Below are 21,474 nucleotides of genomic sequence, written 5' to 3' on the forward strand. Positions count from 1 at the left end.
GGCCACCGCAAAGGGCCGCTCGTCGATTGGTGGCCGCCCTTAATTTGCATCGTCGCCCGAAGGAAAGACTGAATGGACCGCGTGCGAAATCTTCTGGAACAGATCCGGAACCGCCTCGAAGAATTGAACAAGGCCGAGAAAAAAGTCGCCGAGGTCATCCTGCTCAACCCGCAGCAGGCGACCCGCTTCTCTATCGCCGCCCTCGCCCAAGCCGCCTCGGTCAGTGAACCGACGGTCAACCGTTTCTGCCGTTCGTTCGGCGTCAGTGGCTACCCTGAACTTAAATTGCAGCTGGCGCAAAGCCTGGCCAGTGGCGCGGCGTATGTCAGCCGTGCCGTGGAAGCCGATGATAACCCCGAAGCCTACACCCAGAAGATCTTTGGCAGCGCCATCGCCTCCCTGGACAGCGCCTGCCAGGCCCTGGACCCGAACCTGATCAGCAAGGCCGTGGATCTGCTGATCCAGGCGCGGCAGATCCACTTCTTCGGCCTTGGCGCTTCGGCCCCGGTGGCCATGGACGCGCTGCACAAGTTTTTCCGCTTCAACCTGTCAGTGACCGCCCATGCCGACGTGCTGATGCAACGCATGATCGCCTCGGTGGCCCACACAGGCGAACTGTTCGTGATTATTTCCTACACCGGGCGTACCCGTGAGCTGGTGGAAGTCGCGCGTATCGCACGGGAAAACGGCGCATCGGTGCTGGGCGTGACCGCAGAGAACTCGCCGCTGGCCAAGGCCAGTACCGTAAGCCTGAATATTCCGCTGCCGGAAGACACTGACATCTATATGCCGATGACCTCGCGGATTATCCAATTGACGGTGCTGGATGTGTTGGCGACCGGCATGACCTTGCGCCGTGGCGTGGATTTCCAGCCACATTTGCGCAAGATCAAGGAAAGCCTGAATGACAGCCGGTATCCGGTTGGCGATGAGTTCAACTGAGACAGACATTGCCTCCAGCAGTCCCGACCTCTTCGTGAGCAAGCCCGCTCCCACATTTTGACGAGTCCTACCTTGGAATGCGGTTCAAATGTGGGAGCGGGCTTGCTCGCGAAGACGGTACCAGCAACACCGCTAAACCCCAGCTCGGGCCTGCAGACTCAGGTGCGCCCGCTCCCCCGGCGCCAGGCTGGCACCGGCCATCGCCGACTCCACGCACACAAACCCGGACGCCTCGTTAAAACTCACCCCCAACAGCGGCCGGCTGCCCGGATGCCACACCACGGTGTCGGCGCTGTCGCCGGTGTCGATGCACAGTTCGCGCTGCCAGGCGCGGTCCTTGAGGTATAACTCGCCCTCGTGCTGGAACACCCGCTGGCACCCGCCGTCCACCCGTAATTCGCCTTCCTGCTGGCAAGCCTGGCGATTGAGCTGGTCGTAACCTTGCGCGCCGTCCAGCCCAGACAGCGCTATCTCATCAACGTGACCAATACGCCAGTAGGCGTGCAAAGCATGGCTCAGCTGGCACGGCAACTCGTCCTGGTGCTCGGTGCTCAGGCGCAGTTCCAGGGTATCGCCCAAGTGCGCATGCAGGTCGACCTGCCAGTCGCACAGTTGCAATTGCCAGTGCAGACGCACGCCGTCGTCTTCGGTGCTGCTGTCGAGCAGTTTCCAATTGATCAAGCGAGCCCAGCCATGGGACGGCCAGGCGTTCTCGCTCGGGTGGCGGCCATACCACGGCCAGCACACTGGCACGCCGCCACGGATGGCGCCGACCTGCGGCCACTTGGCCGCGCACCACAGCCAGGGTTTCTGGCCACGGGGCTGAAAATGCAGCAACTGCGCGCCCTGACGACTGAACACCGCCTGGCACAACGGATGATCGATCACCAACACGTCGCGCATCTGAAAGCGCTCCCAGGCGAACACCGGGCGCTTGCGCAGGGTTTTGAAAAAGCGTTGCAGCGGATGCTCATGCATGTGCCACGGTCCTGAAAAACATCACAGTGCTGCCCAAAAAAAGCGGATAGCCATGGCTACCCGCAAATGCGCACAGAGAGAAGGAGCTTATCGCAACAGCGTTAGAACGTAGACTGAATTTTCAGGCCAGCCACCAACGCGTTGTCGACTTTATCCACGCCGCCAGGTTGCACGACGTATTGCAGGTTGGGACGCACGGTCAGCCAGTTGGTAACGTGGAAGCCGTAGTTGATTTCGAAGTTGTATTCGGTTTCGCGGATCGGCGTGTACAGCGGGTTGTCGTAGTCGCTGACGCCATTGGCGGCGTTGAGCAGTTCCGAGTTTCGCTTCACGTCATTGTTGACATGCAGACGCGCGGCACCAATGCCGACGTCGTCTTTTGGACGCGCATCGAATGGGCCTTTGTACACCAGCATGAGCGACTGATAGTTGTCGACCAGGTTGGTTTCCTTGTCGTGGAAGGTCGCGTTGGCGGCGATGTTCAAGCCGCGCGAAGCGTCGCCGTTATGCGTGGTGAGTTGCTGTTGGGCAACGAACCAGTAGCCTTTCTTGCTGCTGCGGGTACGGAAGGCCGCGCCAGTGGTGGCCGCATCGTTGCCGTTGATGTCTTCACGTACGTCGCTGGCATCGGCGGCGCTCTTGTAGTAACCCACACGGTATTCGCCCGGCAGGTTATTGACCTTCGGCGACCAGACCAATTCCACCGGGATCACGGTGCCCTTGGTGCCACTGCCGCTCAGTTTGAAGCCGTTGCCGTGCTCCAACTGCGATGGGTTCTGGTTGTATGCACCAATTTGCGCGTACAGCTCAGGCGTGATGTTGTACTTCACGCGGATAGCCGCCTGGCTGACTGGCCAGTTGTACCAGGTGCTGACGTAGTTACCCACCTGGGAGCCGCAGAACGACAGGTTCTGGAAGTCGCACGGGAAGGTGTTGAAGTCTTCGCCTTCACCGAAGTAACCGAGTTTGACGTCCAACTTGTTGTCGAACATCTGGTGCTGGATCCAGAACTGGGTCAGACGCACCATGTGGCCACGGCCATACACTTCCATGGACGAACTCAGCGTGCCGGCACGCGGGTCGCCGATACGGTCGTTGGAGATGTTCTGGCCATTACGGTTGGTCAACTGGATCTTGGCCTGGGTATTGTCCCAGCCCCAGAGCTTTTGCAGGTCCAGTGCAACGCCCAGACCGAACTGGTCCGAGTAACGACCCGTTTTATCGTCGTTGTAGCCGCCATGCAGGTTGGCGCCCATCTCCCCTACGTAATCAGCCTTGATGTCGATACCTTGCTCGATCAGCTTGGTACGCTCGCCGCCCCAATCGCCGGTCATCCACTTGGAGTCGGCGCTGAATGCATCGGCCGCCATCGCATTGGCGGACAATACCAAGGCTGCTGCAGCTGACAGTTGGCAGATCAGCCGGGTGTTGTTGTGTTGCTTTTTCATCCCTACATCCTCGTCTTTATTGTTATTAAACTGTTTTTATCTAACGCAGGTTACATTTTTTTAATTAAAACAACGGGTTATCTTCTTTTTACTGTGGGAGCCATGCAGACCGCTCGGCCCCTCAGTTACAACGCAGTGATGCCATCGCGGGCAAGCCCGGCTCCTACAGGTTCCTGCTGTGATCCCGCTGTGCCCAGGCGCTCGCCGGTTTTGGCGTCGAACAGCAAGACCTTGGCAGGGTCGAACTGCAGGGTCAGCGTCTCGCCCACTTGGGGTGCTACGTCCGGTGCAAGACGGCAGCAAACCTTGGTGTCATTGAGCTGCACGAACACCAGGGTGTCCGGGCCGGTGGGCTCGGTGACCTGGACCTCGGCACGAATGCTCGATGAACCATTGCCCTCACCCGCCGCCAACACGATCTGCTCCGGGCGCAGGCCCAGAATCACATCACGGTCTTCCAGGCCGACGTCGTTCATGTCGAGCGGCAACTCGCAATGGGCCTGGCCGCTGTCGAGCAGCGCCACCAGACGACCGTCCTTGCGTTTTAGGCGCATAGGAACGAAGTTCATCGGTGGTGAACCGATAAAGCTTGCCACAAACAGGTTAGCAGGGTCGTTGTAGATTTCCTTCGGCGTACCGAATTGTTGGATGATGCCGTCCTTCATCACCGCCACTTTGTCGCCCAGGGTCATCGCTTCGATCTGGTCGTGGGTCACGTAGACGGTGGTGGTCTTGAGGCGTTGGTGCATCAGTTTCATTTCGGTGCGCATCTCGACGCGCAGCTTGGCGTCGAGGTTGGACAGCGGTTCGTCGAACAGGTAGATCTTCGGCCGCCGCGCCAGGGCCCGGCCCATGGCCACGCGCTGTTGCTGGCCACCAGACAGTTGGCCGGGCTTGCGGTTGAGCAGGTGTTCGATCTGCAGCAGCTTGGCCACGCGCGCCACTTCGGCGTCGATGTCGGCCTGGGGCATCTTGCGAATCTTCAGGCCGAACTCGATGTTCTCGCGCACGCTCATGGTCGGGTACAGCGCATAGGACTGGAACACCATGGCGATGTCACGATCCTTGGGGCTCATGCCGCTCACATCCTGATCGCCGATCATGATCGCGCCGCCAGTGATGGTCTCCAGGCCAGCGATGCAGTTCATCAGCGTGGACTTACCACAGCCCGAAGGGCCGACCAGGATCAGGAATTCGCCTTCTTTGATCGACAGTTCGATGTTCTTCAAGGTGTCGGGCAGGCCGGCGCCATAGGTCTTGTTTACATTGCGAAGTTCAAGCGTAGCCATGATTACCCCTTGACCGCGCCGGCCGTGAGGCCGCGCACGAAATACTTGCCTGCGATCACATAGACCAGCAGGGTCGGCAGCCCGGCGATCATCGCCGCCGCCATATCCACGTTATATTCCTTGGCCCCGGTGCTGGTATTGACCAGGTTGTTCAGCGCCACCGTGATGGGCTGGGAGTCGCCGCTGGAGAACACCACGCCGAACAGGAAGTCGTTCCAGATCTGGGTGAACTGCCAGATCAGGCAGACCATGATGATCGGGGTGGACATCGGCAGAATGATCCGACGAAAGATGGTGAAGAAGCCCGCACCGTCCAGTCGCGCCGCCTTCACCAGCGCATCGGGGATGCTGACGTAGTAGTTACGGAAGAACAGCGTGGTGAACGCCAGGCCGTAGACCACGTGCACAAACACCAACCCGGTGGTGGTGCTGGCCAGGCCCATCTTGCCGAGGGTGAATGACGCCGGCAGCAGCACGGTCTGGAACGGCAGGAAGCAGCCGAACAGCAGCAGGCCGAAAAACAGTTGTGAGCCCCGGAACCGCCACATCGACAACACGTAGCCGTTCAAGGCGCCAATGGCGGTGGAGATCAGCACCGCCGGGACGGTGATCTTGATCGAGTTCCAGAAGTAGCCGTCAACCGTGGCCCAGGCCTTGACCCAGCCGATGCCGGTGACCACGGTCGGCCAGCTCAGCAGGTTGCCGGTGCTGATGTCTTCCGGGGTCTTGAAGCTGGTGAGCAGCATCACCACCAGCGGCACCAGGTACAGCAGCACGGCGAGGATCAGCACCGCGTAGATCGCGATGCGGCTCAGGCTGATGGCAGGTTTGGAAGCGAGACTAGTCATTACGTTTGGTCCTCAGCTCGGAGTAGAGGTAAGGCACGATGATCGCGAGGATCGCACCGAGCATCAGGATTGCACTGGCCGAGCCCATGCCCATCTGGCCACGGCTGAAGGTGAACGAGTACATGAACATGGCTGGCAGGTCGGACGAATAGCCCGGGCCGCCGGCGGTCATGGCCGCCACCAGGTCGAAGCTCTTGATCGCAATGTGCGCCAGGATCATCACCGCACTGAAGAACACCGGACGCAGGCTTGGCAGCACCACGCTCCAGTAGATGCGCGGCATGCTCGCGCCGTCGATCTGCGCGGCACGAATGATCGATTGATCGACGCCCCGCAAGCCAGCGAGGAACATCGCCATGATAAAGCCCGAGGCTTGCCACACGGCGGCGATGACCAGGCAGTAGACCACGCGGTCGGGGTCGATCAGCCAGTCCAGGCGGAAGCCTTCCCAGCCCCAGTCACGCAGGAGTTTGTCCAGGCCCATGCCCGGGTTGAGCAGCCATTTCCAGGCAGTACCGGTGACGATCATCGACAGCGCCATCGGGTACAGGTAAATCGTGCGGATAAAGCCTTCGCGACGGATGCGCTGGTCGAGAAACACCGCCAGCAGCACGCCGATCACCAGGGTGATACCGATGAACATCCCACCGAACAACGCGAGGTTCTTGCTCGCCACCCACCAGCGGTCGTTGTCGAACAACCGCTCGTATTGCGCAAGGCCCGCCCATTTGTAGCTCGGCAGGAACGTGGACGTGGTAAACGACAGCACAAACGTCCAGAGGATATAGCCATAGAAGCCTACCAACACGATGAACATGCTGGGCGCCAGCACCAGTTTGGGGAGCCAGCGCTGCAGTGCATCGAACGGCGAGGCTTTGCTGAACACAGCAACAGAACTCATGGGAAAATCCAATACAGGGAAAAAGAACTTGCAGGTAAATCATGCTGGGAGCTGGCGTGTGCTGTAGGAGCGAGCTTGCTCGCGAAGATCTTCAACGATAACGCGCACATCCAGCGATGAACGCGCAGACCTTGAGTTTTTCGCGAGCAAGCTCGCTCCTACAGAAGACAACCTTCAGGGCACACCCGCCCCCACCTCTACGTTACTTGGCAGACTTGATCGCAGCGCCAAGCTTCTTGGCGGTGTCGGCCGGGTCGGCTTTCGGGTCGTTGATGTAGTTGGTCACGACGTCAAAGAACGCGCCTTGCACCGCCAGGGTGGTGGCCATGTTGTGCGCCATGCTTGGCTGCAGGCCGCCGGTCTTGGCGTCTGCCAGGAAGTCTTTGGCGGCAGTCTGGGCGCAGGAGTCGAAGCCGTACGAGTCCATTTTGTTCAGCATGTCGATACGCACAGGGATCGAACCTTTGTTGATGCTGAACACTTTCTGGAAGTTTTCACCGAGGACGACTTTGGCGATGTCCTGCTGACCAGCGGCAGTGCCTTTGTCTTTCTGCTTGAACACCGCCAGGGAGTCGATGTTGTAGGTGAAGGCTTTTTCGGTGCCTGGGAAGGCTACGCACTCGTAGTCCTTACCGGCGACTTTCTTGGCGGCGGTCCACTCGGACTTGGCCCAGTCACCCATGATCTGCATGCCGGCCTTGCCGTTGATGACCTTACCGGCTTCGAGGTTCCAGTCCTGGCCTTTGCCGTCGACGTCCATATAGGTCGCGACTTTTTTCAGCTCGGTCAGCGCCTTGACCATTTGCGGGCCGGTCAGTGCGTCGTTGTCCAGGTCAACCAGGGCTTTCTTATAGCCATCGGCACCCATCACCGACAGTACAACGGCTTCGAAGACGGTGCTGTCCTGCCACGGCTGGCCACCGTGAGCGAGCGGAATGAAGCCTGCGGCCTTGAGCTTGTCGCCGGCTGCGTAGAATTCTTCGAGGGTGGTGGGGTTCTTGGTGATACCGGCTTTCTTGAAGACTTGCGGGTTGATCCACAGCCAGTTCACGCGGTGGATGTTGACCGGCACGGCCACGTAGTCACCGTCGTACTTGACGGTGTCGGAGACTTTCTTGTCGAGCAGGGAATCCCACTTCTCTTGTTTGGCCACGTCTTTGAGGACGTCGGTGTCGAGCAAGCCGGTGGAGGCCCATTCCTGGATATCGGGGCCTTTGATCTGGGCAACGCCTGGCGGGTTGCCAGCAACCGCGCGGCTTTTCAGCACGGTCATGGCCGTGGCGCCGCCGCCACCTGCGACTGCACCGTCTTTCCAGGTGAAACCGTCTTTCTCAACTTGGGCCTTCAGGACATCTACAGCCGCTTTTTCGCCACCGGAGGTCCACCAATGCACAACTTCAACCGTCCCTTTGGAGTCGGCGGCAAATGCACTGAGGGGAAACAACGAGGCAACGGAAATAGCTACGGCGAGGCGAGTAATCGCGTTCATCTGAATACCTTTTCTTGTTGTTATGCATGCAAGTCTGGAGCTTGCGCTGCAGGGAGTTTAAACATTGATTTTTCAAGCGCAGGTAACAAAGGGATGCACAAATGTCACCACTTGGTGACATAACACCCAGCGCCCAAGGCGCTGGCCATGCTCGGGGCCAGGGGCAGTGCAGGCAGCACCACCGCTTGCCAGGCATGGTACAGGTCCGGCTTACCCGCCCAGATGTTGCGACTGGGCTGGTTGTGCGGGCTGAGTTCGTGGTGCCAGCTGCCCTGACGCCGGTCGATAAAGTGGGTTTCGCAAAATTCCCAGAGACGCCGGTACCAGGTTTCGTAATGCGCATCGCCGGTCCGCTTGAGCAGGGCCTGCGCGGCGGCGCTGGCTTCAGCGTGGGTCCAGTGCAGGCGCTCGCGCACCACCGGGCGGTGTTTCCAGTCCAGGGTGTAGACGATGCCTGGGGCGCCGTCCACGGCCCAGGCATATTCGCAGGCACTGGCGAACAGGCCCTTGGCGTCGCTCACCAGCCAGTCGGGCGTGGTCAGCCCGGCCTGCAGGCGCGCGGCTTCCAGGTGCAGCACCAGCCGCGCCCATTCGAAACCGTGGCCGGGCGTGATGCCATAGGGGCGGAAGCCGTCCGCGGGGTTGTCTTGGTTGTAACCGAGCAAGGGCTGCCACTGGGCGTCGAAATGCTCGATCACCATGAACTGGTTGTCGGCGGCGTGGGCGTGGATCAAGCGCTCGACAATACGCAGCGCTCGTTCCAGCCAGCGGGTGTCACCCGTGACATCAGCCAGGGCGAGAAAGGCTTCGGTCGCATGCATGTTGCTGTTGGCGCCGCGATAGGCTTCAACGCCGCTCCAATCCTGGGCAAAAGACTCGAGCATCACGCCCTCCTCTTCGCTCCAGAAAAACTGGTCGATGATATGAATGGCGTCATTGAGCAGGGTTTGCGCGCCGGGGGCGCCCGCGACCACGGCGGAACTGGCAGCCAGGGCGACAAAGGCGTGCAGGTAGGCGGCCTTGCCGGTGTTGCCGTCCAAGGCGTGAGGCACGGCGAACCAACCGCCATGCTCGCTATCGCGCAACGGGCCGGTCAGGGCCGCCACACCGTGTTCGACCAGCTCGGCATAACCCGGCAAGCCCATGGCATGGGCCATGGCGAAGCTGTGGGTCATGCGCGCGGTGTTCATGGTTTCGGCACGGGCATCGGCAGGCAGTTGGCCATTGTCGTTCAGGTTGCCAAACCCCTCGGGCAGTCGAGACGCCTTGGCAAAGACCAGCAGGCGCTGGCCTTCAGCAGCGAGCCAGGCGTGATGAGCAGGAGCGTTCAGCCAACTGCTGGCAGGCAGTGGATGCGTGATCATGGGCGGCCCTTATTATTTTTTGTGGGATGACCGGAGTCTAAACAAGGGCACGCGAGGGACAAGTAACGAAGGGGATCAGAAATGTCACCACCCGGTGACATTGTAAAAACCGAACACCCTTCCAGCCTTGGCAACAATCCAACTGTGGGAGCGGGCTTGCTCGCGAATGCGGTGGCTCAGTCAACAGATGCAGTGACTGACACTCAGCATTCGCGAGCAAGCCCGCTCCCACATTTTTGAACCGGTTCCAATCATTGACCGAGCGGTGTCGCCGGCGCATTGAGACGCTGATTCAGGGTCTGCACCTGGCTCTGCAACGTGGTGATATTGCGAGTGGTCTGGATACGGAACACGTCGAACTCTTTATTGGTCGGCGCATCGCTGTTGGCGGGTTGGTTGTCCTGTGCGCTCTTGAGTACCAACAGGTCCTGCTCGATACGGGCAATGGCAGCGCTTGGGTTGCCCTGTTTCTTCAGGGCGGCGACGTCGGCGGCCAGTTCCTTGAGCTCGGCATCGCGCTTGCCGGCCTCAGCTTGCGCAGCCTTGAGGGTGGCCACGGCGTCGGTCAGGGCCTGTACCTGGCCCTGCAGCTTACTGTTGGCAGTGGAAAGATCGCTGGTGCTCGCGGTCATTTGCGCCAGGCGCGTGTCCAGCTCGCTGGCCTGGCCGGCCACGCCAACCTGTTGCTTGCGCTGCTCCAGCAATTGGCTTTCCAATTGCTTGATCTGCAGCTTCAGCGCTTCGCTGCCGTTGTTCACACTGGCTTCGCTGGCGACGACCTTACCGGAAATGTCCTGCAGGCGCCCCGCCGCTTCCTCGCTGATGCGCGCGAAGCTTTCCTGGGTAGCGACCAATTGCTGGCCCATCAGGGAGATCTGCTGGAAGCTCCACCAGGCCAGGCCGGCAAAGGCGATCAACAGCGCGCCGATCAATGCCCACAGGGGCCCGGTGCTGGCACTTTTAACCTTGACCACGGGGGTGTTGCGCGAACGCACCGAGGTGGCCGGGGTGGGTTCGAAATCATCGTCATCCCCGAGGTCGGCCCGCAGGCTGGGAACGTTGTCGAAGTCGTCGTTAGCATCGTTACGCATGAATCAACCCTGAATCGGTGAAGTAGCTGGCTGGAAGCCGAGCGACGGGAGTATAAACCGCAGTCACGTCGCACTGATCGACCCGGAACCCTGTATTCGGTTCCCGATGTGTTGCCTGTTGTGACCTTACTTGGGCCCAGGGGCCTGCGCCTTCCACCAACCGCAGAACTCGTCGAGTGCGGTCCACAGGCTGACCTTGGGCTCGTAATCCAGATAATGCCTGGCGCGACTGATGTCGAGGGTGAAATCTTTGTTCATCACCTGCATGCCCAGGCGTGACAACGCCGGTTCCGGCCGCCCGGGCCACATCGCGCAGAACGCTTCGTTCAAGGCCGCCAGGCTGTAGGACAAACCGTAGGAGCGATACCGGGTGACCTGAGGCAACTCCATTTGGCGCATCACGTAGTTCACCACATCCCACACTGGTACCGGTGCGCCATTGCTGATGTTGTAGGCCCTGCCCAGCGCCGAACCGGGGGCGAGCAAGCTGCTGAGCAGCGCTTCGTTGAGGTTGTGGATGCTGGTGAAGTCGACCTTGTTCAGGCCGTCGCCGACGATGGCCAGGCGGTTCTTGCGCTGCATTTTCAGCAGGCGCGGGAAGATGCTCATATCGCCGGCGCCGGTGACAAACCGCGGGCGCAAGGCCAGCACTTCGAGGCCGAACTCCTGCGCGCCGAACACCTTCTGCTCGGCCAGGTACTTGGTGGCGGCGTAGGGGTGCTTGAAGCGCTTGGGAACGTGTTCTTCGGTCAGGTTCAGGTGATCGCGGCCATCAAAGTAGATCGATGGCGAGGACAGGTGCACCAGGCGCCCGACCCGCTGTTTAAGGCAGGCTTCGACGACGTTTTCGGTGACCAGCACATTGCCCTGGTGAAAGTCCTGGTAACGCCCCCACAGGCCCACGGCGCCGGCGCAGTGCACCACGGCTTCGACATCGCGGCACAGCTCGCGCACCAGGTCGGCGTCATTGAGATCACCCTGGATAAACTCGGCGCCGCGCTTGACCAGATGCTCCACGCCTTCGGCCCGCCGCCCGTTGACCCGCACGTCCAGGCCCTGCTCCAGGGCGAAACGCGCAAAGCGCCCACCAATGAAGCCGCTTGCGCCGGTGACCAGAACTTTCATGGAGCCTCCTACAGATGCAGCTGCCAGCATCAAGCTGCACGCTGCAAGTTAAAAACGGTCCGCAAGCTTTCTCTTGCAGCTTGCAGCTTGACGCTCGTCACTGCTCGTACGGCACCAACCATTGGCCGCATGCGTGGGCCAGATGGTCGGTCAACAAGCCCAGCAGTTGCCCGCCGCTGCGCCAATGATGCCAGTACAACGGCACATCGATCGGCTTATCTGGCAACAACTCCACCAGCACGCCTTTTTCAAGCTGGTCGCGCACCTGCAGCTCGGGCACCAGCCCCCACCCAAGCCCGGCTTCCGTCAGGCGGATAAAGCCTTCGGACGAGGGGCATAAATGGTGTTCGAAACCACCGTTCACACCGAGGGATGCCAGGTAGCGGTGCTGCAGGAAATCGTCCGGGCCAAACACCAGCGCTGGCGTACGCGCCAGTTGATCGGCACGCACGCCTTGAGGGAAGTGCCGGGCGATAAAGGCCGGGCTGGCCAGCGCGCGGTAGCGCATGGCGCCTAGCAGCAGGCTGCGGGCACCGGCGACCGGGCGTTCGCTGGCGCAGATACAGGCCGCCACTTCACCCGCGCGCATGCGCTTGAGGCCTACGGTCTGGTCCTCCACCACCAGGTCGAGCAGCAAATGCTGCTCGGCGCAAAAGTCGCTGACGGCCTCGGCCCACCAAGTCGCGAGGCTGTCGGCATTCAGGGCGATGCGCAAGCGTTCGGGCATGCCCTCTTCATCCAACGCCGGCACCTGGCTTTGCAAGTCGCGCTCCAGCAGCCGCACCTGTTGCACATGGTTGAGCAGGCGCCGACCGATATCGGTGGGCGTCGGCGGTGAAGCCCGCACCAGCACCGGCTGGCCGATGCGCGCCTCAAGCAACTTGATGCGCTGGGAGATCGCCGATTGCGACAACCCCAGCACCTGGGCGCCACGCTCAAAGCCGGCCTGCTCCACCACCGCCGCCAGGGCGGAAAGCAACTTATAGTCGAACATCAGTTTCTCTAATGAGCGATCAGCAATATTGGTTTTTCTTATACCGCGCCGGACACGAGAATGACCAGCATCGTTGAGAGGATCTTTATCTATGTGGCAAAGCTATATGAATGGGTTGCTGGTGGCTCTCGGGCTGATCATGGCCATCGGTACGCAAAATGCCTTCGTCCTGGCCCAAAGCCTGCGCCGCGAACATCACCTGCCCGTGGCGGCCCTGTGCGTGGTCTGCGATGCCGTGCTGGTGGCGGCCGGGGTTTTTGGCCTGGCGACCGTGTTGGCGCAAAGCCCGATATTGCTGGCGGTGGCACGCTGGGGCGGCGCGGCGTTTCTGCTGTGGTACGGCGCGTGCGCGCTGCGCAGGGCTTTTTCGAAGCAGAGCCTGGACCAGGGCGAAAACCTCAAGACCCGTTCATTGCGCGCTGTACTGCTGAGCGCCCTGGCGGTCACCCTGCTCAATCCTCACGTTTACCTGGACACCGTCCTGCTGATCGGTTCGCTGGGCGCGCAACAAACCGAACCGGGCGCCTACGTGGCCGGTGCCGCCAGCGCGTCGTTCCTGTGGTTTGCCACCCTGGCGCTCGGCGCAGCATGGCTGGCGCCGTGGTTGGCACGCCCGGCTACCTGGCGCCTGCTGGACCTGCTGGTGGCGGTGATGATGTTCAGTGTGGCGTATCAATTAATAAGCGCGGCGTGAACTTATTCCAAAAGGCTCTGGAACCTCTATCCCACACAGTTGTTGCGTGGTTTTGCCACACCCCCGGTGCTATGATCCTGCCCCTGCGCCGCAAAGAGTACAAACTCCCCGGCGCTTGTTTGGCCGCCCGTGATCGGCCTTGCGCTCACCGCAACTGACCTGATTAGGAGAATCATCATGGCTTTCGAATTGCCGCCGCTGCCCTATGCACACGATGCCCTGCAGCCGCACATCTCCAAGGAAACCTTGGAGTACCACCACGACAAGCACCACAACACCTATGTCGTGAACCTGAACAACCTGGTGCCAGGCACCGAGTTCGAAGGCAAGACCCTGGAAGAGATCGTCAAGTCCTCTTCGGGCGGTATCTTCAACAACGCCGCTCAGGTCTGGAACCACACGTTCTACTGGAACTGCCTGGCGCCAAACGCCGGCGGCCAACCTACCGGCGCACTGGCCGAGGCCATCAACGCCGCGTTCGGTTCGTTCGACAAGTTCAAGGAAGAGTTCACCAAGACCTCCGTCGGCACCTTCGGTTCCGGTTGGGGCTGGCTGGTGAAAAAAGCTGACGGTTCCCTGGCCCTGGCCAGCACCATCGGCGCCGGCAACCCGCTGACCAGCGGCGACACCCCGTTGCTGACCTGCGACGTATGGGAACACGCCTACTACATCGACTACCGCAACGTGCGTCCAAAGTATGTGGAAGCGTTCTGGAACCTGGTCAACTGGAAGTTCGTGGCTGAGCAGTTCGAAGGCAAGACCTTCACTGCCTAAGCAACGCTTGCAGTAGAAAGAGCCCGGCGATTGCCGGGCTTTTTCATGGGCGCTTACACATGGAAAAAATTACACACATGCTGGAACTCGACATAGGGATTTTGCCACCCAGCGTGTGAGAGGAATGTCCCTCTCGTTTAAATACCGGAGAGCTTGATATGGACCCTCTATCGATTATCGGCATGGCCCCGACCGCACTTAACATGGCAGACAAGGGCATGGACCTGCTGGGCAAGGGCATGGACATACTGGACAAAGGCATGGACATGGCTCAACAGGCCATGGGGCAAATCAACCCTCAAGGCCAGGAACAGCAAGAACCTTCGCAAATCTCGTTTTGATCTGCGTTGGGCACTCGAATGTAGTCGAGGGGTGCCTGGCTGACCCGCATCCCCCGACGTAAGCGAGACAAAAGAGCGGCGGATACGATCGCCGCTCTCCTGATAACCCAACGTTTTTTTTGCGCCTCTTCCCATTGCCCTCCCCCCGCTCCGCCCTGGACGTCTTCGCCAACCACCCCAAACCTGCGCCTGCCCCAATGTTCCTTTGACTGCCCTCACCAGATTGCCAATACTCATGGCATATTGAAGGCCACCCGCATGAGACAAGGAATGCCCCTTTGAAGCTGGAACTCAAGAACAGCTTGTCGGTGAAGTTGCTACGGGTTGCGCTGCTGTCGGCGTTGATCGTGGGCGTGGCGCTGAGCGTGGCGCAGATCGTTTTCGATGCCTACAAGACGCGCCAGGCCGTGGCCAGTGATGCTCAGCGCATCCTCGATATGTTTCGCGACCCCTCGACCCAGGCCGTGTACAGCCTGGACCGCGAGATGGGCATGCAGGTGATCGAGGGGCTGTTCCAGGACGAAGCCGTGCGCAAGGCGTCCATCGGCCACCCCAATGAAACCATGCTGGCGGAAAAAAGCCGCGCCTTGCAGCAATCCCCAAGCCGCTGGCTGACCGACCTGATTCTTGGCAAGGAACGCACGTTTACCACCGCCTTGGTCGGCAAGGGCCCCTACAGCGAGTATTACGGCGACCTGAGCATCACCCTCGACACCGCTACCTATGGCAAGGGCTTTATTATCAGTTCGGTGATCATCTTTATTTCCGGCGTTTTCCGCGCGTTGGCCATGGGCCTGGTGCTGTACCTGGTCTATCACTGGTTGCTGACCAAACCGCTGTCGCGGATTATCGAGCACCTGACCTCGATCAACCCGGACCGCCCCAGCGAACACAAGATCCCCCAGCTCAAGGGGCACGAGCACAATGAACTGGGGCTGTGGATCAATACCGCCAACCAGTTGCTCGAATCCATCGAACGTAATACCCACCTGCGCCACGAAGCAGAATCCAGCCTGCTGCGCATGGCCCAGTACGATTTCCTCACCGGCCTGCCCAACCGCCAGAAGCTGCAGGAGCAACTGGACAAGATCCTGATCGACGCCGGCCGCCGCCAGCGCCGCGTGGCGGTGTTGTGCGTGGGGCTCGATGACTTCAAAAGCATCAACGAACAGTTCACCTACCAGGCTGGCGACAAATTGCTGCTGGCCCTGGCCGACCGCTTGCGTGCCCACAGCGGCCGCCTCGGCACCCTCGCGCGCCTGGGCGGCGACCAGTTCGCCCTGGTACAGGCCGATATCGACCAGCCCTACGAAGCCGCCGAACTGGCACAAAGCATCCTCGACGACCTCGAAGCCGAATTCGCTCTCGACCACGAGCAGATCCGCCTGCGCGCGACCATTGGCATCACCCTGTTCCCGGAAGACGGCGACAGTACCGAAAAGCTGCTGCAAAAGGCCGAACAGACCATGACCCTGGCCAAGAGCCGTTCGCGCAACCGCTATCAGTTCTATATCGCCAGCGTCGACAGCGAAATGCGCCGCCGCCGCGAACTGGAAAAAGACCTGCGCGACGCCCTCAGCCGCGAACAGTTTCACCTGGTGTACCAACCACAGATCAGCTACCGCAACCACCAGGTGGTGGGGGTGGAGGCGTTGATCCGCTGGCAACACCCGGAGCACGGGCTGGTGCCGCCAGATCTGTTCATCCCGCTGGCCGAACAGAACGGCACGATTATTCCGATTGGCGAATGGGTGCTGGACCAAGCCTGCCGACAATTGCGCGAGTGGCACGACCAGGGGTTCACCGACCTGCGCATGGCGGTCAACCTGTCGACCGTGCAGTTGCACCACAGCGAGTTGCCACGGGTGGTCAACAACCTGATGCAGATCTACCGCCTGCCGCCGCGCAGCCTGGAACTGGAAGTTACCGAGACCGGCCTGATGGAAGACATCAGCACCGCCGCCCAGCACCTGTTGAGCCTGCGCCGTTCGGGGGCGTTGATCGCCATCGACGACTTCGGCACCGGCTACTCCTCACTGAGCTACCTGAAAAGCTTGCCGCTGGACAAGATCAAGATCGATAAGAGCTTCGTCCAGGACCTGCTCGACGATGACGACGATGCCACCATCGTGCGCGCCATCATTCAACTGGGCAAAAGCCTGGGCATGCAGGTGATCGCCGAGGGCGTGGAAACCTTGGAACAGGAGGCTTACATCATCGCCGAGGGCTGCCATGAAGGTCAGGGCTACTACTACAGCAAACCCTTGCAAGCCCGGGAGCTGGCAGCTTTTTTGAAGCAGGCCGAGCGCAATAACGAGGCGATTCTCTGACGTGGCGCGACGATACTGAATAATTCCTGCCTATAACCCTTTACACAAAATGCAAATCTTTCGCATTATGTCGCAGTTTTTGCGCCCCCCCGCGCGTCCTATCAACAACCGAAGCAGGATGTTCGCCATGATTCGTATGCCCCTGGCCACCGCCAGTCTGCTGGCTATTGCCATTTCTCTCGCCGGTTGCGGCGAAGGTAAAGACAAGGCCGCAGCCAACCAGGCGCCGACCCCGGCTGCCAGCACTACCGCTGCCGCGACTGCCACCCCTGCCGGCCAGGTCGACGAAGCAGCCGCCAAGGCCGTGGTCGCGCACTACGCCGACATGGTGTTCGCGGTGTACAGCGATGCCGAATCCACTGCAAAAACCCTGCAGACCGCCATCGACGCGTTTCTCGCCAAGCCGAACGACGACACCCTCAAAGCCGCCCGCGCTGCCTGGGTTGCCGCTCGCGTACCGTACCTGCAGAGCGAAGTGTTCCGCTTCGGCAACACCATCATTGATGACTGGGAAGGCCAAGTTAACGCCTGGCCCCTGGACGAAGGCCTGATCGACTACGTCGACAAATCCTACGAGCATGCCCTGGGCAACCCGGGCGCCACCGCCAACATCATCGCCAATAACCAAATCCAGGTCGGCGAAGACAAGGTCGACGTCAAGGACATCACCCCGGAAAAACTCGCCAGCCTCAATGAGCTGGGCGGTTCCGAAGCCAACGTCGCCACCGGCTATCACGCCATCGAGTTCCTGCTCTGGGGCCAGGACCTGAACGGTACCGGCCCAGGCGCCGGCAACCGTCCCGCGTCGGACTACCTGACCGGCGAGGGCGCCACGGGCGGCCACAACGAGCGTCGTCGCACCTACCTGCGCGCCGTGACCCAACTGCTGGTCAGCGACCTCGAAGAAATGGTCGGCAACTGGAAACCCAATGTCGAAGACAACTACCGCGCCACCCTGGAGGCAGAACCTGCCACCGACGGCCTGCGCAAGATGTTGTTCGGCATGGGCAGCCTGTCCCTGGGCGAGCTGGCCGGTGAGCGCATGAAGGTGTCCCTGGAAGCCAACTCGCCGGAAGACGAGCAGGACTGCTTCAGTGACAACACCCACTACTCGCACTTCTACGACGCCAAGGGCATCCGCAACGTCTACCTGGGCGAGTACACCCGCGTCGACGGCACCCGGATGACCGGCGCCAGCCTGTCGTCGCTGGTGGCCAAGGCCGACCCGGCGGCTGATACCGCGTTGAAAGCCGACCTGGCAGAGACCGAAGCCAAGATCCAGGTCATGGTCGATCACGCCAACAAGGGTGAGCATTACGACCAGTTGATCGCTGCCGGTAACGACGCGGGCAACCAGATCGTGCGCGACGCCATTGCTTCGCTGGTCAAGCAGACCGGCGCGATCGAAGAGGCCGCAGGCAAGCTGGGTATCAGCGACCTGAACCCGGACAGCGCTGATCACGAGTTCTGATCCGTGCGGTGCTGAATGAGGCGACCTTCGGGTCGCCTTTTTTATGCGGCCCCGATAGACACCGCGCAAGCCAGCTCCCACATCGCCCTGCACCCCAGGTAGAATGGCGCCTCTGCCCTATCTCGAGCGAATTTCATGGCGTTGCCGACCCTACGTATCATCGGTTTCATCATCGGCATCTTCCTGATCACCCTTGCGATCGCCATGGTCGTGCCCATGGCCACCCTGGTGATTTTCGAACGCACCAGCGACCTGCCGTCGTTCCTGTGGGCCAGCATGATTACCTTTGTCGCCGGCCTGGCCCTGATCATCCCCGGCCGCCCCGAACATGTGCATCTGCGCCCGCGGGACATGTACCTGCTGACGGTCAGCAGTTGGGTGGTGGTGTGCGTCTTCGCCGCGCTGCCGTTTTTGCTGACCCAGCACATCAGCTACACCGACTCGTTTTTCGAAAGCATGTCCGGCATCACCGCCACCGGTTCCACGGTGTTGAGCGGCCTGGACAGCATGTCGCCAGGGATCCTGATGTGGCGCTCGCTGCTGCACTGGCTCGGCGGTATCGGCTTTATCGCCATGGCGGTGGCGATCCTGCCGCTGCTGCGCATTGGTGGCATGCGCCTGTTCCAGACCGAATCCTCGGACCGCTCGGAAAAAGTCATGCCCCGCTCGCACATGGTGGCACGGCTGATCGTGGCGGCGTACGTAGGCATCACCATCCTCGGCAGCCTGGCGTTCTGGTGGGCCGGCATGAGCCTGTTCGATGCGATCAACCACGCGATGTCGGCGATTTCCACCGGAGGGTTTTCCACCTCCGACGAATCCCTGGCCCACTGGAAACAACCGGCGGTGCACTGGGTCGCGGTGGTGGTGATGATCCTCGGCAGCTTGCCGTTCACCCTGTATGTCGCCACCTTGCGCGGCAACCGCCGGGCGCTGATCAAGGATCAACAGGTCCAGGGCCTGCTCGGCTTGCTGCTGGTGACCTGGCTCGTGCTCGGCACCTGGTATTGGTGGACCACCAACCTGCACTGGCTGGATGCCCTGCGCCATGTGGCACTGAACGTTACGTCGGTGGTGACGACGACCGGTTTTGCGCTGGGCGACTACAGCCTGTGGGGCAACTTCTCACTGATGCTGTTCTTCTACCTGGGTTTTATCGGCGGCTGCTCGGGCTCCACGGCGGGCGGGATCAAGATTTTTCGCTTCCAGGTTGCCTATATCCTGCTCAAGGCCAACTTGAATCAGTTGATTCACCCACGCGCGGTGATCAAGCAAAAGTACAACGGCCACCGCCTCGACGAAGAGATTGTGCGTTCGATCCTGACCTTCTCGTTTTTCTTCGCCATCACCATCTGCGCCATCGCTCTGGCCTTGTCCTTGTTGGGCCTGGACTGGATGACCGCACTCACTGGCGCCGCCAGCACCGTGTCCGGCGTCGGCCCAGGCCTGGGGGAAACCATCGGCCCGGCCGGCAACTTCGCCAGCCTGCCGGATGCGGCCAAATGGATCCTGTCGCTGGGCATGCTGCTGGGCCGGCTGGAGATCATTACAGTCTTTGTTCTGTGCATTCCGGCGTTCTGGCGTCACTGAACCTTGACGCTTCCTGCAACCGCGCCCGGTATTCGCCGGGCGTGGCATCGAACCAGCGGCGAAATGCGCGGAAGAAGTTACTGGGGTCGGCAAAGCCCAACAGATAGGCGATCTCCAGCAAGGTCATGGCTGGCTGCGCCAGGTATTGCTCGGCGAGTTCGCGACGGGTGTCGTCGAGCAGCGTCTGAAAGCTGGTGCCTTCTTCCTGTAATCGCCGCTGCAGGGTGCGCTGGGACAGGTGCAGGGTCTGGGCCACCACTTCGCGCTTGGGTTCCCCCTGGGGCAACAGCCGGCACAGCACCTGCCGCGCCTTGTGGGTCACGCGGCTTTCGGAGAACCGTGCCAGGTATTCACCGGCAAACCGATCATGCAACAACGCCATGGCCTCATTGGCCGTGGGCAGCGGTGCCTCCATATCGGCGCGCTCGAAAATCAGCGCGTCATACGCCGCGCCGAACTGCAGCGGCGCATGGAACGCCTGTTTGTAGGGCCCCAGGTCCGTCGGCTGCTCTCCCTGCAGCATGACTTTGCGCGGTTGCAGCGTTCGCCCGGTCAGCCAGCCACACAGCGCCAACGCGCAGGCCAGCGAAGCTTCAGCGCTTTGTCGGGTGGGCGGCAGGTGGTCGCCATGCACGGTAAGAATCAGCGCATAGCCTTCGGGTAACAGTCGGAAACTCAGGTCGGCGCTTTCGGCAATGATGCGCTGGTAACGCACCAGGCGCATAAAGCCTTCGGCCAGGGTATTGCTGGACATCAACGCGTAGCCGGCCACGTGAAACGACGCCGGACGCACGACCTTGCCCATATTCAGGCCAATGGCCGGGTTGCCCGACAACTCGACCGCGCGCAGCCACAGGCGGGTCATGGAGTCTTGCGCAAAGCGGGCGTCCGGGTCATTGAGGGCGGCGTAATCCAGTCCCAGCTGCTTGAACAAGGCGCGGCAATCCAGTCCGTCCATCTCCAGTGCTTTGACTATCCCCATCGCCCAGCTTGCAGAAGTTGTTCGTTCGCTCATGGCGTCTTCTTAAATAAAGCAGACTCAAAACGGCAGCCAGGGAGGCAAGGATACTAAAGTGGCATCTAATGTCACTGGCTGTTACCACTGATCACTCTAGACTCAAATAAGCTCCCCGCCGAACAACTGTTGGGCGGCACAATAATCAAAGGGCCCGCCACCGTGGAAAACATCAAGCGATTCAATAACTTTGCCGAGTTTTACCCTTACTACCTGAGTGAACACGGCAACAGCACCTGCCGGCGCCTGCACTTTATCGGCACCACCCTGGTGATCGGCATCCTGGCCTATGCCATTGGCAGAGGCTCATTGGCGTTACTGCTGGCCGTGCCCATTGCTGGCTATGGCTTTGCCTGGATCGGCCACTTCTTCTTCGAAAAGAACCGTCCGGCGACCTTTCAGCATCCGTTCTACAGCTTGCTCGGGGACTTTGTGATGTACCGGGACATGATTCTGGGCAAGGTTCCCTTCTAAAGGGCAGCGATATAAAAAGTCTTTTTGTCATTTACAGTGATGTATCCTGCCAAGGCTTTTTGAGAGCGCGGAATCACCTGCGATTGATAAAACAGACTTTGCGAGGAGCGACGACGATGCACGAGATACCTAATCTCCCCTTCCCAAGCCTGCACGAAACTGAGCAGCCAACACCGCAGCAGGCCAGCCCCCAGCAGCCTGAGGCCAAAGAAGCAAAACCAGTCGACGGCAAACGCCAGGACTGACGCCGTACCAGACCGTGTGGAAAGCGCGCCTTTGAGCGCTTTCCACACTGCCTGAATCACCCCGAGGTCCC

General features: G+C 60.7%; 20 protein-coding genes. 8 read left to right on the forward strand and 12 right to left on the reverse strand.

Going from position 1 to position 21,474, the window contains the following annotated elements:
- Positions 1-81: 81 nt before the first annotated feature.
- Positions 82-942, forward strand: a complete 861-nt coding sequence (locus AB4O05_RS26235; protein WP_169851198.1) for a MurR/RpiR family transcriptional regulator — start codon at positions 82-84, stop codon at positions 940-942.
- 132 nt (positions 943-1,074) lie between these two features.
- Here AB4O05_RS26235 and AB4O05_RS26240 read toward each other — a convergent pair whose 3' ends face one another.
- The 10 genes from AB4O05_RS26240 to AB4O05_RS26285 form a co-directional block, all read right to left on the reverse strand.
- The gene (locus tag AB4O05_RS26240) at positions 1,075-1,920 is read right to left on the reverse strand and encodes a D-hexose-6-phosphate mutarotase (RefSeq protein ID WP_460134493.1); all 846 of its coding nucleotides are present in this window, start codon (positions 1,918-1,920) and stop codon (positions 1,075-1,077) included.
- A gap of 101 nt (positions 1,921-2,021) precedes the next feature.
- Entirely contained in the window at positions 2,022-3,368 is a 1,347-nt protein-coding gene (locus AB4O05_RS26245) for a carbohydrate porin (protein ID WP_460134491.1), read from the reverse strand.
- Positions 3,369-3,493: 125 nt separating this feature from the next.
- Positions 3,494-4,657 carry an ABC transporter ATP-binding protein gene (locus tag AB4O05_RS26250; RefSeq protein WP_460134489.1) on the reverse strand — a complete coding sequence of 388 codons (1,164 nt, stop codon included), beginning with the start codon at positions 4,655-4,657 and terminating at the stop codon, positions 3,494-3,496.
- A 2-nt stretch (positions 4,658-4,659) separates the two neighbouring features.
- Positions 4,660-5,505, reverse strand: coding sequence for a carbohydrate ABC transporter permease (locus tag AB4O05_RS26255; RefSeq protein ID WP_460134487.1), 846 nt, complete (start codon positions 5,503-5,505; stop codon positions 4,660-4,662).
- Complete coding sequence (locus tag AB4O05_RS26260; protein WP_460134485.1) at positions 5,498-6,406, reverse strand: carbohydrate ABC transporter permease; 909 nt, start codon at positions 6,404-6,406, stop codon at positions 5,498-5,500. Before AB4O05_RS26260 ends, AB4O05_RS26255 begins: the two co-directional genes overlap by 8 nt.
- A gap of 202 nt (positions 6,407-6,608) precedes the next feature.
- Positions 6,609-7,895, reverse strand: coding sequence for an ABC transporter substrate-binding protein (locus AB4O05_RS26265; protein WP_460134483.1), 1,287 nt, complete (start codon positions 7,893-7,895; stop codon positions 6,609-6,611).
- 104 nt (positions 7,896-7,999) lie between these two features.
- Positions 8,000-9,259, reverse strand: a complete 1,260-nt coding sequence (locus AB4O05_RS26270; protein ID WP_460134481.1) for a D-mannose isomerase — start codon at positions 9,257-9,259, stop codon at positions 8,000-8,002.
- A gap of 251 nt (positions 9,260-9,510) precedes the next feature.
- Positions 9,511-10,350, reverse strand: a complete 840-nt coding sequence (locus AB4O05_RS26275) for an ATPase (protein WP_460134479.1) — start codon at positions 10,348-10,350, stop codon at positions 9,511-9,513.
- A 126-nt stretch (positions 10,351-10,476) separates the two neighbouring features.
- Complete coding sequence (locus AB4O05_RS26280; protein ID WP_460134478.1) at positions 10,477-11,475, reverse strand: NAD-dependent epimerase/dehydratase family protein; 999 nt, start codon at positions 11,473-11,475, stop codon at positions 10,477-10,479.
- A gap of 97 nt (positions 11,476-11,572) precedes the next feature.
- A complete protein-coding gene (locus AB4O05_RS26285; RefSeq protein WP_460134476.1) occupies positions 11,573-12,469 on the reverse strand; it encodes a LysR family transcriptional regulator ArgP in 897 nt (298 codons plus the stop codon).
- A gap of 91 nt (positions 12,470-12,560) precedes the next feature.
- Here AB4O05_RS26285 and AB4O05_RS26290 point away from each other — a divergent pair, with 91 nt between their 5' ends.
- The 6 genes from AB4O05_RS26290 to AB4O05_RS26315 all read left to right on the forward strand — a co-directional run bounded on the left by AB4O05_RS26290 (position 12,561) and on the right by AB4O05_RS26315 (position 19,669).
- Positions 12,561-13,163, forward strand: a complete 603-nt coding sequence (locus AB4O05_RS26290; RefSeq protein WP_460134475.1) for a LysE/ArgO family amino acid transporter — start codon at positions 12,561-12,563, stop codon at positions 13,161-13,163.
- Between the two features lie 177 nt (positions 13,164-13,340).
- Positions 13,341-13,937 carry a superoxide dismutase gene (locus AB4O05_RS26295; protein ID WP_003212997.1) on the forward strand — a complete coding sequence of 199 codons (597 nt, stop codon included), beginning with the start codon at positions 13,341-13,343 and terminating at the stop codon, positions 13,935-13,937.
- A 158-nt stretch (positions 13,938-14,095) separates the two neighbouring features.
- Entirely contained in the window at positions 14,096-14,278 is a 183-nt protein-coding gene (locus AB4O05_RS26300) for a hypothetical protein (protein ID WP_460134473.1), read from the forward strand.
- Positions 14,279-14,556: 278 nt separating this feature from the next.
- A complete protein-coding gene (locus AB4O05_RS26305) occupies positions 14,557-16,608 on the forward strand; it encodes a putative bifunctional diguanylate cyclase/phosphodiesterase (protein ID WP_460134471.1) in 2,052 nt (683 codons plus the stop codon).
- Between the two features lie 127 nt (positions 16,609-16,735).
- Positions 16,736-18,079, forward strand: a complete 1,344-nt coding sequence (locus AB4O05_RS26310; RefSeq protein ID WP_460134470.1) for an imelysin family protein — start codon at positions 16,736-16,738, stop codon at positions 18,077-18,079.
- Positions 18,080-18,214: 135 nt separating this feature from the next.
- The gene (locus AB4O05_RS26315; RefSeq protein WP_460134468.1) at positions 18,215-19,669 is read left to right on the forward strand and encodes a TrkH family potassium uptake protein; all 1,455 of its coding nucleotides are present in this window, start codon (positions 18,215-18,217) and stop codon (positions 19,667-19,669) included.
- On the opposite strand, the gene AB4O05_RS26320 is transcribed toward AB4O05_RS26315, so the two are convergent.
- Positions 19,626-20,684, reverse strand: coding sequence for an AraC family transcriptional regulator (locus AB4O05_RS26320; protein WP_460134466.1), 1,059 nt, complete (start codon positions 20,682-20,684; stop codon positions 19,626-19,628). The genes AB4O05_RS26315 and AB4O05_RS26320 overlap by 44 nt on opposite strands.
- A gap of 162 nt (positions 20,685-20,846) precedes the next feature.
- Between AB4O05_RS26320 and AB4O05_RS26325 the strand changes: the two genes are divergently transcribed.
- A complete protein-coding gene (locus tag AB4O05_RS26325) occupies positions 20,847-21,158 on the forward strand; it encodes an Mpo1-like protein (protein ID WP_460134465.1) in 312 nt (103 codons plus the stop codon).
- Here AB4O05_RS26325 and AB4O05_RS26330 read toward each other — a convergent pair.
- Complete coding sequence (locus AB4O05_RS26330) at positions 21,155-21,463, reverse strand: hypothetical protein (protein WP_460137755.1); 309 nt, start codon at positions 21,461-21,463, stop codon at positions 21,155-21,157. The two genes, AB4O05_RS26325 and AB4O05_RS26330, sit on opposite strands and share 4 nt — an antisense overlap.
- Between the last annotated feature and the right edge of the window lie 11 nt (positions 21,464-21,474).

It is taken from the genome of Pseudomonas sp. S1_G07, from assembly GCF_054668565.1.